The sequence below is a fragment of the Pelistega indica genome (genome assembly GCF_000506865.1).
Classification (GTDB): Bacteria; Pseudomonadota; Gammaproteobacteria; order Burkholderiales; family Burkholderiaceae_B; genus Taylorella; species Taylorella indica.
Map to the genome: position 1 here is coordinate 27460 of NZ_AYSV01000068.1, position 15542 is coordinate 43001.

Consider the following 15542-nt stretch of genomic DNA (forward strand, 5'->3'; position numbering starts at 1 on the left):
CTTCAAATTTGCTATAAAAACCTGCACGCCGAAACTACAATTTTATCGACAGTCCTCAGCGGAACCAGCTTATATACTGCTTCCGCCCTTGTCTTGTTGAAATTTAGACTGTATTAATTCGCTTGTCTACGCAAGTAAGCTGGAACATCACGATCAGCATCAGAACCAGAACCTAACGAACGAGAACGACCAGTCGTACGGATTCTGATAGAACCAATAGATGAGTTTTCAGATGAACGTAAATCATTGAACAAAGGAATACCGTCTGTACCAGTAGCGACAGCAGGAGTTTGAGTTTCTTCTGCTGAATGAACTAGCTCAAGGTTACGACCCAAACCTGTTGCTACAACAGTTACTCGAATCTTATCACCCATGCTTTCATCATAAGCGTTACCAGTAATAACCATTGCATCTTTGTCTGCATAACTAGTAATGATTTCGTTAATTTTCTTCATCTCAGACATCTTAATAGATTTGCTAGATGTCACATTGATAAGAACACCACGAGCACCATTTAGGTTAACACCCTCTAGAAGTGGGCAAGCAATAGCTTCTTCTGCCGCTTTAACTGCGCGATTTTCTCCAGATGCAGTCGCTGTACCCATCATCGCTTGACCATACTCGCCCATTACTGTTTTAACGTCTTCAAAGTCAACGTTAACAATACCCTGAACATTAATAATCTCAGCAATACCGGCACAAGCGTTATTTAATACGCTATCTGCTTCTTTAAAGCAATCTTCATAAGTTGCATCTTCACCCATAATATCAATGAGCTTTTGATTTAATACAACGACTAAAGAATGAACATGTTTTGAAAGCTCGGCAACACCTTCTTCAGCAATATGCATACGCTTACTACCTTCGAAGTCAAACGGTTTCGTCACAATACCAACCGTAAGAATGCCTAACTCTTTGGCAATTTCTGCTACCACAGGAGCCGCGCCTGTGCCTGTACCACCACCCATACCGGCAGTAATAAAGACCATTTGAGCACCTTGTAATGCAGAACGAATTTGTTCACGAGCCATCTCAGCAGCAGCACGACCTTGCTCTGGACGAGCACCTGCTCCTAAACCCGATTTACCTAACGCAATTTGCGTCTCTGCTTTTGATTGTTTTAAGGCCTGAGCATCTGTATTAGCACAAATAAAATCTACGCCTTTTACACCTGATGCAATCATATGATTGATGGCATTACCACCTGCGCCACCGACACCTACTACTTTAATGAGTGTCTTGCTGGGTTGGCTATCATCGACTATATCAAAACCTAAACTTGAACCTCTTTGTTGAGCGGATGAAGTGTCTACTTCATCAATAAAGTTGAATCCTACTGGCATTATCAACCCCTGAAAACGAAACCATTAACGAAACCCCCTGCTAATTTCGGAAATCGCCTCAAAGAAAACACCAGTGCGTGACTACTCGTCATTCTCTTTGAATCGTCTCCTATGTAGTATTGGTTCCCCAACCAATACTACATACGCATCTTTTTTAAGATGCATTCACCTAGAATTATATAATGAAAAGTCGTTTAATTCATTATATATTCCCAAATTTTTTTGAAAAATCCTTGTTTACTTGATTCAAATGGTAAATGATCCAAATGAACTCTAGCTTCTAATAACAAGCCCATTACGGTCGCAAATTGCGGCTGAGACACAACATCCGCCAAGCTTCCATAATAAAGAGGACGACCAACCTTAGCTGGCATTTGGAAAACCTCTTCGGCTAATTCAGCAATACCTGGTAACAAAGCACCACCACCTGTTAAAACCACTGAGTGTGGTGATAAATCTTGTTCTTCTAAATCTTGATGAATTGTTTCAAAAATCTCGACCATCCGAGAGAAAATAATTTCACCAATAATCTGGTGTGATACTTTTCTTTCTTGACGGCCTTGATCACCTACTGGTGATAATGCAACAAAATCATTTTCAGAAACTAAGCTTGCTTTAGCAATCCCATTTTCTAGTTTTAAATCTTCTGCCTCTGGCACAGGAATATGGAATACTTTCGCCAAGTCATTGGTCACTAATTGACCACCCATATCAAATATATGGCTATGACGAATAAATCCATCTTTATACATCGCAATACCTGTTGTACCAGCCCCGATATCGATCAACAACACGCCTTGTTGCTTCTCATCCTCGGTTAAACAAATATTACTTGCCGCTAATGGATTTAATGTTAAGCGATGAGGCTCTAAACCGCATCTACGCACACATTTTAGAATGTTTTGTGCGGCTGTTTCCTCGCCTGTCACAATATGTACACGAACCTCTAAGCGTACGCCTGCCATTCCCTCTGGTCTAGAGATTCCCTCTTGTCTATCCACGATAAATTGTTGGGTAATCACATGGAGAATACGCTGATCATTAGAAATATTAACGGCTTTTGCGGTATCAATCACGCGATTAACATCGTAGCTCGTAACCTCTTTGTCACGAATGGCCACCATGCCACTAGAGTTAAAACTTAAAATATGTGCTCCACCGATACCTACCAAAGCATCACGAATCTTACAATCTGCCATTAACTCAGCCTCTTCTAAGGCTTTTTGAATAGCTTTAACGGTAATATCAATATTAATCACTGAACCATTGCGTATTCCACCCTGAGTTGGTGCTTGCCCAAGACCCAACACTTCAAAGCGGCCCTCTGCTTGTAGTGCTTCAGCGACAACAGCAACTACCTTGCTGGTGCCTATATCTAAAGCTACTATTAAATCCCTTTTTGAATCACGATTCATTTTTTCTCTGTACTTTCTTCGTTAACGACTGCTTGATCAAAAGATATAGCAAAACCCTTAGTATACCTGAGGTCGACCTTTTTGATGCGTCTTCCTTTAGTTCTTTCCAATAAAACTGGCCATGCTTGAACAAATCTCTTTACATTTTCAGCAAAACTGACAGCTTCTTGGCTACCTCCTAACGGGTCAACAACCTCTGCTCCACCATCTCGACCTAATATTAATTCTAAACCATTTTTTAATTTTACTTGCCACGCATAGCGATCACTTAACGACATAGTATCAATATGTAAATTTAATGGTGATAATAATGTCGCTAACTCTCCCGCTCGTTGTACTATCAATTTTTCAGAACCATCAGGCCCATTATATTGGGGATATTCCACATTACTATCCAACTCAGCGCGGTTAGCCGTAAAAATTTCTCCCCAGGTATTAATCATCTGATTTTCATTCCACTTGGCATAAGCCTCGTGTTCTTCAATTCGGAGCAACAATCCATCAGGCCATACACGACTAATATCAACGTTTCTAACCCAAGGGGCTTTTTCAATTTGTTCTTTTAACGCAGGCAAATCTACTGTAAAGAAATTTCCATCAATATGTCCTGCAATAACCGCTTGAATATTGGCCGGTGACACATGAAGTAGCGTATTCCCTTCCTTCGGCTCTAAAACCATTTTGGTAATATTAAATCTTGGCTGTTTAATAACCCAAGAACCAGCGCCGACAAGTAATGCCAGTATGGCAACCAGCATTATGATATTAGCAATAAAATTTAAAAATCTTGGATTATTAAACACAAAACAAACCTATTTCTTAAAAACTTTTGTACTAGCGGTTTCAACTAAATAAACACATAAATCAGCATATGACATACCATTAGCTTTAGCTGACATTGGAACTAAAGAGTGAGATGTCATACCAGGAGAGGTATTAATTTCTAAAATCCATGGCTGATTATTCTTGTCTAGCATAACATCAATTCGAGACCATCCTTCAGCTCCGATTGCATTATATGCTTGAACGCAATATTCTTGAATTTTTGCAGTTAATTCAGGCGATAATTTTGCAGGACATTCATAAACTGTATCATTAGCAATATATTTATTATTAAAATCATAATTACCATCTGGGGCGATAATTTCAATAATAGGCAAGGCATGTGCATCTGCTCCTTTACCCATAACTGGTACTGTTAATTCTCTACCAATAATACATTGTTCCGCTAATAACTCACTTTCATAAGTCTTAGATAATTCAAACGCTTCACTAATTTCCTGCGATACATTCACCTTTTTCAGACCCAATGTAGAGCCTTCATGAGGTGGTTTTACAATCATAGGCAAACCAAGCTGTTCTTCTGCCATATGTAAATCTTCCTCACTACGTGCCACATAATAGCGAGGAGTTGGTAAGTTTTTTTCTAGCAAAATACGTTTGGTCATAATTTTGTCCATAGCGATGGAAGATGCCATCACTCCTGGACCCGTATAGGGAATCCCTAGTAACTCTAATACCCCTTGAGTACAACCATCTTCTCCAAAACGGCCATGTAAAGCAATAAAAACGCGATCAAATTTTTGTTCTGCCAAATCAGCTAAACTTCTTTCACCTGTATCAAAAAGATGAGCATCCACACCTTTACTTTTCAAGGCCTCATAAACACCCTGTCCTGATTGCAATGAAACGGATCTTTCCGCAGAAATGCCACCATATAAAACACCAACTTTACCTAAATTTTTCATTTCACCAATTCTCCAATAAGGTTAGGGACTTTATTGATAGATCCTGCGCCCATACAAATCACTACATCATTGTTACGAACAAAATCAACAATTGTCTGTGGCAAATTCGTCACCTCTTTCACAAACAATGGATTTACCTTGCCATCCTCTGCAATAGCATTAGAGAGTGCTAAGCCATCTGCTCCTGCAATAGCAGCCTCACCCGCAGGATAGACATCTGTTAAGATTACCGCATCAGCTGTACCTAATACATGAACAAAGTCAGCAAAACAATCCCGAGTTCTGGTATAACGGTGTGGTTGGAAAGCCAATACCAAACGTCTATCGGGATAAGCACCACGAGCAGCCTCTACTGTTGCTGCCATTTCAACTGGATGATGTCCATAATCATCAATCACTTTAAATGTACCACCACCATGCTCTTGAGGGACGGCAAAATCACCAATCTGAGTGAAACGTCGACCAACACCATTAAATTTCTCTAATGCTTGTGCAATAGAAGCATCTGAAGCCCCCACCTCTGTTGCCACAGCAATTGCTGCCAACGCATTTAGTACATTATGTTTTCCTGGGGTATTTAAGGTGATATGCAGATCAGGTAAATTTTCCTTGCGATGATTTCTTCTTTTAACATCAAAAAACATCTGCGTACCTTTAGCACAGACATTAAGCGCTCGTACATCTGCCTCCTCATTAAACCCATAAGTTGTTACAGAGCATGAAATTAATGGCAAAATTTTGCGAACATTATCATCATCTGTACAGGCAATAATACTTCCATAAAAAGGTAATCGTTGTGAAAACTGAATGAAAGCACCACGTAATTTTGCTACATCGTGTCCATAAGTATCCATATGATCCGCATCAATATTCGTAATAACAGCAATGACGGGCAATAAATTCAAAAATGAAGGCATCAGACTCATCCGCTTCAACAACAATAAACTCACCTGTCCCTAGTCGTGCATTCGCACCAGCTGAATTCAGTTTTCCACCAATAACAAATGTTGGATCCATGCCTGCCTCACCTAAGATACTAGCCACCAGACTGGTTGTTGTTGTTTTTCCATGTGTTCCGGCAATCGCAATACCACTTTTCAAACGCATCAATTCAGCCAACATAATCGCCCTAGGAACAATGGGAATATTCTTAGCTCGAGCAGCTAATACCTCAGGATTACTTCCTTGAATAGCGGTAGAAGTCACTACCGTATCTGCATTTTCTATATGACTTGCCTCATGGCCTTTATAAATCGTTGCGCCTAAGCTAGCCAAGCGTCTAGTGATAGCAGTATCACTCATATCTGAACCACTGATCTTATAACCTAAAGTGAGTAACACCTCGGCAATACCACTCATACCAGAGCCACCAATCCCAACAAAATGGATATGATGTATTTTATGTTTCATATTTGTCCTCTAACCAACTTTAGCGACTTGTTCACAGACATCAGCAATATCTTGTGTGGCATGCGTATATGCCATCTGATGTGCTCTTTGTGCAACTTGGCTAAAATCCTCACGCGAATAGGTTTTTAAGAAAGTACATAATTCTAATGCGTTTAAATTTTTTTGTGCATAAGTAAACGCTGCCTTTTCTTTACTTAACCATTCAGCATTAGCTGTTTGATGATCGTCAATCGCATGTGGTAGTGGAACAAACAACGCCGCCACCCCTACCGCCGCCACCTCAGCAACAGTCATCGCTCCAGCACGACATATAATTAAATCTGTTTCAGCCAAAGCCGTTGCCATATCATCAATAAAAGCAACACATTTTGCCTCAACCCCAGCTTTTTGATAATCTGCTTGTAGTACCGATAAATGTTGCTCACCTGATTGGTGAGTAATAATCGGGCGATCTTGCTCAGGCAACATGGCTACAGCTTCTGGTACCAACGTATTTAATGCCATTGCACCTAAACTACCACCAACCACCAGAACGTTTAAAGGTCCTTGACGTGACCCATATCGCTCTGCTGGCTTTGCTAAATTTAATAACGCTTGGCGTACAGGATTCCCTACGGTCACACCACCATCTAGCACATTTGGAAATCCAGTTAATTTTTTAGCTGCAAATTTAGCAATGCTTTTATTAGCTGTTCCTGCTACAGCGTTTTGCTCATGCACTACAACGGGAATACCAGCAAATTTTGCCATTAAAGCTCCTGGGAAAGATACATATCCTCCCATGCCAAGTACCATGTCTGGCTTAAATGCTTTAATAGCTTTGCGTGCAGATAAACAAGCATTTAACATTGTAAACGGCAATTTAATAAGAGCTTTTATACCCTTACCTCTTAAGCCGGCAAACTCCATAGGCAATAACTCGAACCCATATTTAGGCACAAGTTTCCCTTCCATTTTCTCTGGATTGCCGAGCCATTTTACCTCCCAGCCTCTTTGCTTAAGTTCTGCAGCAACAGCTAAACCAGGCATAATATGCCCACCTGTGCCACCGGCCATAACTAACGCTCTCTTTACCTGATTCTGCATGCTTATCCTCTTCTTCTAGCCTCAATATGTTGGCCTCGCATTAAGCAGCGATTTTCATAATCCACTCGCAATAACAATGCGACGGCTATCAGATTCATCACTAATGCTGAGCCACCATAGCTAACAAGTGGTAAGGTCAATCCTTTTGTCGGTAATAAGCCAAAGCAAACCCCTAAATTAATAAAAGCTTGCACACCAAACCAAATAGCAATTCCTTGTGCAACAAGACCATTAAATTCCCTATCCATTGCTATCGCTTGGTTACCAATTTTTAAGCCTTTTTTCACAATAATCGCAAATAGCATAATTACCATAAAAATACCAATAAAACCTAGCTCTTCACCAACCACAGCCATAATAAAGTCAGTGTGTGCTTCGGGTAAGTAGTGTAATTTCTCAATACTAAACCCTAGTCCCACTCCAAAAATTTCGCCACGTCCTACAGCAATTAAAGAATGGCTCAGCTGGTAACCTGTCGATTGAGCATGTTCAGTACTAAAAGGGTCTAAATAGGCAAAAATACGTTGCAACCGCCAAGGCGCCATCACGATGAGCCCCACAATGCCTAACACAGCTAACACGATTAAAGAAGCAAATACTTTTAAATTTACACCGCCTAGAAAAATCAAGCCAAAAACGATAGCGATAACGACCATAGTCGCCCCTAAATCAGGCTCTGCAATCAAAAAACAAGCTACGATGGCAGTAAACCCTAAAATAGGCAAAAAGCCTCTGACTTGCTTCATATATTGTTTCTTACGAACCGTATACCAAGCCGTAAAAATAATCATTGAAAACTTGGTTAACTCAGAAGGTTGGAAATTAATTGGACCAACAGGAATCCAACGATGCGCTCCATTTACTTCTCTACCAATGAATGGAATCAATACTAATAATAAAAACACAGCACTTAAAATATATAAATGCAAAGCATGTTTTTCCCACAGTCCCATGGGTATTTGTAAGGAAAGTAAACAAGCAACAACCCCAACTATGATAAAAATAAGGTGACGGGTAAAAAAGAAATAGCGATCAGCATTAACATATTTAGGACCATCAGCCAAGGCGATAGACGCAGAATACACCATAATCAAGCCAAAAATGAGTAATGCTCCCACCGTACTAATAAGCATTAAATCATAATCACGCATATTAGTTCTTGTTGGTTTTACAGGTGAAAATCCCCTGACAGTAGTTGTTGCCTCGCTCACGTTAACTCTCCTAACTCTATCGCCAATTGAGAAACAGCATTGACAAATACTTCTCCACGATGATGATAACCTTTAAACATATCAAAGCTTGCACATGCTGGTGAAAGTAAAACAACATCTCCTTCTTTAGCATAATTCATTGATAATTCAACAGCTTGCTCTAAGGTTTCACATTTCTCTATCGGAACACCTGTTTCTTTTAAAGTATTCTCAATAATAGCTTTATCTACACCAATCAGTAAAACAGCTCGTGCATATTGTTTAATCGGATTAATTAATGATGAAAAGTCTTGCCCCTTACTCATTCCGCCTAGAATAATCACAACAGGACGCCCCATACCTTGTAAGGCCGCTTGTGTCGCTCCAACATTCGTGCCTTTGCTATCATCAATAAAATCAACACCTTTAATTGATCTTACAAAATTACTACGATGTGCCTGCGCTTCATAATCTCTTAATGTCGTCAATAGTGGTGTATAAGCAATCCCTATCGCTCTACACAAACCTATAGCGGCTAACGCATTTAACGCATTATGACGACCTCTTACGCGCATAGCATCCGCAGGCATTAATCGTTTAATGACTCCATTAAAACGCATTGGCCTTTCTTGAGTTTTTCTTTTTGTTTTAGTGATCGGCGCATCAAAATCATCATACTCACTCACACATAACCATGCCATACCATTGACTGTCTCAATACCTAAGTCCTGATCCAATACTGGCTCATCACTACCAAATGAACGCACATTCACATCATCAATATAGGTCACCATTTTCATGGTTAATTCATCGTCTCTATTAACAATAGCAATTTCGCTCATGGTTAATAATTTTTCTTTTGACGCTTGATAATGTTCCATTGAGCCATGCCAATCCAAGTGATCTTGAGTAACATTCAGAACGACTGAGGCATTAGGTTTTAAAGAGACTGTTGTATGCAATTGAAAACTAGATAACTCTAGTACCCATACATCTGGTAGCGTATTTTTGTGTTGAGCTTCCATCAAGGCATCCAACGCAGAAGGACTAATATTCCCAGCAGCGACAGCATCTAGTCCAGCATTGAGACACATATCTCTAGTCATCGTAGTCACTGTTGTTTTGCCATTAGTTCCCGTAATAGCTAATACTTTGGGTATGTACTGTTGATTATTTTGCAAATCAACTAAGGCTCGCGCGAATAACTCAATCTCACCAATGACCTCAATACTCTGTGCCTTTGCTGCATCTAAAAACTCTTTTAAAGGAGACTGAAATGGTGCTAAGCCGGGGCTTAATACGATACTGTGCACCCCCTCTAATGCCTGATTACTGAGTGCCTTTGTCTCACCTAAAAAAAAGCGCTCATCGGGAACACCAGCTTCACGTAATTGAGCCAATCCTGGTGGTTGCTCTCTCGTATCAGCTACGGTAACAATAGCACCTTGTTGCATACACCATTTAGCCGATGCTAAACCTGTTTCACCTAGTCCTAGCACTAGTATAGATAAACCATTTAAACTTGAATTAATTTGACTCATGATTTTTCTGTATTAACGAAGCTTTAAAGTCGACAACCCAACCAAAACAAGCATGATTGTAATAATCCAAAAGCGCACTACCACTTGAGTTTCTTTCCAACCACCTACTTCAAAATGATGATGCAATGGAGCCATTTTTAAAATACGACGCCCCTCACCAAAACGTTTCTTCGTATATTTAAACCAAGTCACTTGCAACATTACCGATAACGTTTCAACAACAAAAACGCCACCCATAATAAAAAATACAATTTCCTGACGTGTAATGACCGCAATAGTGCCAAGCATCCCACCTAAAGCCAATGCCCCCACATCTCCCATAAATACTTGTGCTGGATAAGCATTAAACCATAAGAACGCCAAACCGGCACCACCTAATGCTGCACACAACACCATCATTTCAGATGCACCAGGGATATATGGAAAGAGTAAATAGTTTGAATAGTCAACGCGACCAACTACATAAGCGAAGATACCTAAAGCAGCACCCACCATTACTGTTGGCATGATAGCAAGACCATCTAAACCATCTGTTAAATTTACTGCATTGCTCGCGCCCACAATGACTGCCCATGTTAATGCTGCAAAACCAAATACCCCCAAAGGATAACTGACATGCTTAAAAAATGGCACAATTAAGTCAGCACGTGCTGGCAATGACATCGTAAAACCACTTAATACCCAGTCTTTAAATAATGGCCATAATTCAGCATTCGCAGGTGCTGCTACCGCGAAACTTAAATAAATTGATGCGATTAAACCAATTAATGTTTGCCAAAAAAACTTCTCTTTTGAAGACATTCCTTCTGGGTTACGATAAACCACTTTACGGTAATCATCTACCCAACCGACAGCACCAAAACCTAAAGTAACTAGTAAAACAACCCATACAAAACGATTACTTAAATCTGCCCACAAAAATGCACTAATCGCAATACTAATCAGGATTAATACACCACCCATTGTCGGCGTACCATTTTTAGCCAAATGATCTTTAGGGCCGTATGCTCTAACCGCTTGACCAATCTTTAACTCAGTTAATCGACGAATCACATAAGGACCCGCAATAAGACCAATAAATAACGCTGTACCACAAGCTAACATTGCTCGCAGCGTGATATATTCAAACACTGATAATGAGGTAAATGTGCCTGATAATGCTTTAAATAACTCGTATAACATTTATTTTTCCTTTTCAGCACTACCGACTCAAAAGTGCTTGCACCACACGCTCCATTCTCATAAAGCGTGATCCTTTAACTAAAATTGTTTTATATTGACTCGTTGTAATGGCATTAATCAACTCATCAATATCTGTAAAATGCAATGCTCCCTCACCAAAAGCATTGACACTCTCTTGGCAAAGTTCTCCCATAGCAAATAAGGTTTGAATACCTTTTTCTTTGGCATAATGCCCTACTTCAGCATGCATAGCTGGACCATTATCTCCGACCTCACCCATATCACCCAACACTAATAAACCCGGTTGTGGTAAATTAGTCATCACATCAATAGCGGCTATCACTGAGTCTGGATTGGCATTATAAGTATCATCAATAAGCACAGTACCATTATCTAATACTTGTTTTTGCATACGACCTTTAGCACCCGAAAAATTCAATAAACCTTCAGCGATGGTGGCTAATGGGATTTTAATCGCTAAGGCGCAAGCGGCGGCAGCCAAAGCATTTCTCACGTTATGATCACCCGGAATGGATAAGGTAATAGGAATCTGTGCGCTAGCAATCTTAGCATTTACTGGCGCATCATAATGCAAGATAAAACTTGTACCACCTGCTGTGGTATTGATATTGGATGCCCAAACATTCCCTTGTTCTCCGAACAGAATTTGTTGCACATGCTCTGATAAACCTTTCCAAATCGACGTATATGTTTCATCCGCTGGATATACAGCTGTACCATTAGCAGGTAAGAATTTAAACACCTCACCATTTTCATAAGCCACAGCCTCTACGGTTTTCATAAACTCTTGATGTTCTCGTTGTGCATTATTCACCATTGCTACTAGCGGCTGTGTTAAATGAGCCAACGTAGCAATTTCACCCGGATGATTCATACCTAATTCAAAGACAGCCACTTTTACCATTGAATTAAGTCTCAACAAACTAAGCGGAACACCAATATGATTATTTAAATTTCCAACTGTAGCTAAGCAATGCTCTTCTCCCACATAAGCCCGTAAAATTGAAGCAATCATTTCTTTACATGTTGTTTTACCATTGCTTCCAGTTACGGCGATAATTGGAATATCAAAACTTAAACGCCAAGCTCTTGCCACTTGTGATAAGGCTCTAAGCGTATCATCAACAACAAATTGTTCTAGTCCTACATTTGGATTAACATGATTAACAATAGCAGCCGCCGCACCTTTCTCAGCGACATCCTGCAAAAATTGATGCGCATCAAAATTATCACCTTTTAATGCAACAAAAATATCCCCTTTTTTAACTGCTCTAGAATCAGTTGTAATATGCGCACCAGACTTCAATAACAACGCTAATTTTGCCCAGTGGCTATCATCAAACGGATATTTATGATGATTAATCTCTTGATAAGTCTCATGCCCCTTACCAGCAATCAAGATAACATCTTCAGGTTTTGCTTTTAATATAGCACTTACAATACTTTCTGCACGATCAACATTAACAAAAGTCTCTTTTGGCATTGCTTGCAGAATTTGATTCAAGATTTGCTGTGGGTCTTCTGTTCTAGGGTTATCACTAGTCACATAAACAAGGTCAGCTTTTTCAGCAGCAATCTTACCCATAACAGGACGCTTAGTAGGATCCCGATCGCCACCACAACCAAATACACAAATTAATTTACCCTTTTTCTCTGTCGCAGAAGGACGTAGCGCCTTTAGTGCTTGTAATAAAGAATCTGGCGTATGAGAATAATCCACTACCACCAAGGGCAACGAAGATAGAGTATTACCAGTCACGCCTTCAATAGTCACAATTTCCAAACGCCCATGAACTGGTTCAAGCGAAGAAATACTATCTATAATCTTTTCTAGTGAAAAACCCATCGCTTGTAAAACACCTACCACTAACAACAAATTAGAAACATTATGATCACCAACCAATTTAGTTTCTACCCGAACAGAATTATCTGACGATGTTAATAAATCAAAGACTATGCGCTTATCTTTGATATCAATATGGTTAGCAGACAAAGCAGGAGAATATTGTTGGGAAAGGTTTTGAATGGTATAAGCAAGTTTATGTTTGGCTATAGTTTGCTGAAAAAAACGTTTACCAGCATCATCATCTACATTAATAATAGCGTGCTCTAAGTTTTTCCAAGCGAATAACAATCCCTTACAACGCTCATACTCTTGCATGGTTTGATGAATATCCAAATGATCTAGGGTTAAATTTGTGAACCCTGCAATTTGAATGTTTACATTATCTAGCCGTCCTTGCTCTAAACCAATTGAAGAAGCTTCAATAGCCACTGCTTTTATGCCTTTGATCAACAATTCGGCCAATAATCTATGGATACTCAATACATCAGGCGTTGTCAATGAACCACCTAAATTTTCACCTGTTGGTAATATTGTTCCCAAGGTACCAATAGTCGCACATGGGATGTTATTATTGTTCAACGCCCTAGCCACCCAGTTAACACATGACGTTTTACCATTTGTCCCAGTAATAGCAATAACCATCAATTGTTGTGAAGGATGTCCATACCACTCATCAGCCAAACTACCCAGCTGCTGTCTAAGCCCAACTATTTCTTGCACCGGAATATTGGTTGGCGGTACCACCAAGCCTTTTTCTACCAATACTGCCACAGCACCGTTATCAATAGCATTTTGAATAAATCGTGCACCGTCTACCTGATGCCCTTTACAAGCAACAAAGACATCCCCTTTCTGGATGTCTCTGCTGTCAAGCCGAAGATGAGATCCTTGAGCAGTAAATTGCTTCAACCAATCAATTGTTGTCATTATCCTTGCGTCCTTTTTGTTTGAGTTTTAGCTGGTTTGTTATTGGCCTCTAAGGATGTGGTATTCATACTATCTACTGGCGCATCTGGTGGTACACCCAAATATTTAAGTGTTTGCTCAACAACTTCTGCCACTACTGGACCAGAAATAACAGTACCATAGTAACCACCTTTTTTAGGCTTATCTAAGGTCACTGCGACAACAATGCGAGGATTAGATACTGGCGCTAATGCCACAAACGATCCACGGTAAGCCGTCCTAGAATATTGACCATTAACCAACTGACGTGCTGTTCCTGATTTACCACCTAAACGATACCCATTAACTTTTGCTTGAATTTTTGATCCTTCCGCACCAGATGCTCCCTCAAGCATCATACGCACATCTTTAGCAATTTTTGGCGAAAATACTTGAATACTAGTTGGGCGCTCATTTGGATTACGTTTCACCAATGATAAAGAAATCATATCCCCATCACGAGCCAATGCAGTATAAGCTTGAGCAACTTGAATCAACGAAACAGAAAGACCATAACCATATGACATAGTAGCTTTTTCAATAGGCAACCAAGTTTTCCAAGGTCTAACACGACCTGCCGCTGCACCAGGGAAACCCATTGTTGGCGTTTGTCCAAAACCTAGGGCATTAAATACTGTCCACATTTGTTGTGCACGCAAACGCTCAGACATCATCGCCATACCAATATTACTTGAACGACGCAAAATACCTGCTACATCCAATGTACCATTTCGTGTACTTACGTCCGTAATTCTAGCGCCTTGATATAGCCACACACCATTACCTGTAGCAAACTTAGTATTTTTGGTGACTACGCCCGCATCCAAAGCTAAGGCTGCGACCAATGGTTTAATAATAGAGCCCGGCTCAAACGTATCCGTAATCACACGATTTCTTAACGCCGCTCCCTTACGATCTTTATTATTGTTCGGATCATAAGTTGGCATACTCACCATCGATAAAATATCGCCTGTAGTTGCATCAATAACCACTACACCACCAGACTCAGCATCATGCTCTTTAATAGCTTTTTCTAAGGCATTTTTAGCAATGAACTGAACTCGACTATCAATGGTTAATTGAATATTATCTCCATGCTGAGCAGGCAAACTATCACTAGAGGTAACATCCTCAATCACAGCCCCTAAACGATTTCGAATAACGACACGTGAACCATCAGCCCCTTCTAATACTTTATTATATTGCTTCTCTAAACCCTCAATACCATCATTTTCAATATTGGTAAACCCAACAATATGACTCATGAGTGATCCCTGAGGATAAAGTCTTTTACTTTCTGAGTCGATATTCACACCCTTGATTTTTAATGCTTTAATACGATCAGAGATATCTAAGGCAATTTGTCTTTTTAAGAACAAAAAGGCTTTTTTCTTATTTACTTCTAATTGAGAATCTAAATGCTTAATATCCATTCCCAACTCTTTAGCAAGAGCGACACGGCTTTCTACAGGTGCTTTCAATAATTGTTCCGGCACAACCCAGATACTACTTGCAGGCACACTAGTCGCTAAAAACTCTCCATTACGATCAACAATACGCCCACGTTCCGCATGCAAAGGAATTCTAGCTTCATAGCGAGCATCCCCTTCTTTTCTAAGGAAGTCACTATTAAATGCTTGGTGATATAAGGCTTGCGCTGCTACAGCACCAAAGCCGCAAAGTAACGCCACATAAAGCCAATTACCTCTTGTTTTAAAAGAGGCTTTCTCACCAGCTGTTTCATAATTACGGCTAATATTAGTATTGTTTTTTTGTTTTTTCCAATTGGAATTATTAAACCATTTTTTCATAATA

10 protein-coding genes and 1 pseudogene are annotated in these 15542 nt (G+C 39.9%); all 11 read right to left on the reverse strand.

The annotated features are described in order from the left end of the window. Window positions 1–113: 113 nt before the first annotated feature. The gene (ftsZ, locus tag V757_RS19775; RefSeq protein WP_023950324.1) at window positions 114–1343 is read right to left on the reverse strand and encodes a cell division protein FtsZ; all 1230 of its coding nucleotides are present in this window, start codon (window positions 1341–1343) and stop codon (window positions 114–116) included. A gap of 194 nt (window positions 1344–1537) precedes the next feature. Next, a complete protein-coding gene (gene ftsA / locus V757_RS19780) occupies window positions 1538–2758 on the reverse strand; it encodes a cell division protein FtsA (RefSeq protein ID WP_023950326.1) in 1221 nt (406 codons plus the stop codon). After that, complete coding sequence (locus V757_RS19785; protein WP_023950328.1) at window positions 2755–3561, reverse strand: cell division protein FtsQ/DivIB; 807 nt, start codon at window positions 3559–3561, stop codon at window positions 2755–2757. Before V757_RS19785 ends, ftsA begins: the two co-directional genes overlap by 4 nt. 9 nt (window positions 3562–3570) lie before the next feature. Beyond that, the gene (locus tag V757_RS19790) at window positions 3571–4506 is read right to left on the reverse strand and encodes a D-alanine--D-alanine ligase (protein WP_023950330.1); all 936 of its coding nucleotides are present in this window, start codon (window positions 4504–4506) and stop codon (window positions 3571–3573) included. Further along, window positions 4503–5916, reverse strand: a pseudogene (gene murC, locus V757_RS19795) (UDP-N-acetylmuramate--L-alanine ligase). The gene V757_RS19790 and the pseudogene murC overlap by 4 nt, the downstream one beginning before the upstream one ends. 9 nt (window positions 5917–5925) lie before the next feature. Then, entirely contained in the window at window positions 5926–7002 is a 1077-nt protein-coding gene (gene murG, locus V757_RS19800) for an undecaprenyldiphospho-muramoylpentapeptide beta-N-acetylglucosaminyltransferase (protein WP_023950332.1), read from the reverse strand. A gap of 2 nt (window positions 7003–7004) precedes the next feature. After that, entirely contained in the window at window positions 7005–8153 is a 1149-nt protein-coding gene (gene ftsW / locus V757_RS19805; protein WP_052019285.1) for a putative lipid II flippase FtsW, read from the reverse strand. Between the two features lie 56 nt (window positions 8154–8209). Then, window positions 8210–9733, reverse strand: a complete 1524-nt coding sequence (murD, locus tag V757_RS19810; RefSeq protein WP_023950336.1) for a UDP-N-acetylmuramoyl-L-alanine--D-glutamate ligase — start codon at window positions 9731–9733, stop codon at window positions 8210–8212. Window positions 9734–9745: 12 nt separating this feature from the next. Further along, on the reverse strand, window positions 9746–10915 hold the full coding sequence (gene mraY, locus V757_RS19815) for a phospho-N-acetylmuramoyl-pentapeptide-transferase (protein WP_023950338.1): 1170 nt from the start codon (window positions 10913–10915) through the stop codon (window positions 9746–9748). A gap of 19 nt (window positions 10916–10934) precedes the next feature. Beyond that, window positions 10935–13709, reverse strand: a complete 2775-nt coding sequence (murF, locus tag V757_RS19820; RefSeq protein ID WP_023950340.1) for a bifunctional UDP-N-acetylmuramoyl-L-alanyl-D-glutamate--2,6-diaminopimelate ligase MurE/UDP-N-acetylmuramoyl-tripeptide--D-alanyl-D-alanine ligase MurF — start codon at window positions 13707–13709, stop codon at window positions 10935–10937. Next, complete coding sequence (locus V757_RS19825) at window positions 13709–15538, reverse strand: peptidoglycan D,D-transpeptidase FtsI family protein (RefSeq protein ID WP_023950342.1); 1830 nt, start codon at window positions 15536–15538, stop codon at window positions 13709–13711. The genes murF and V757_RS19825 overlap by 1 nt, the downstream gene beginning before the upstream one ends. Window positions 15539–15542: the final 4 nt, after the last annotated feature.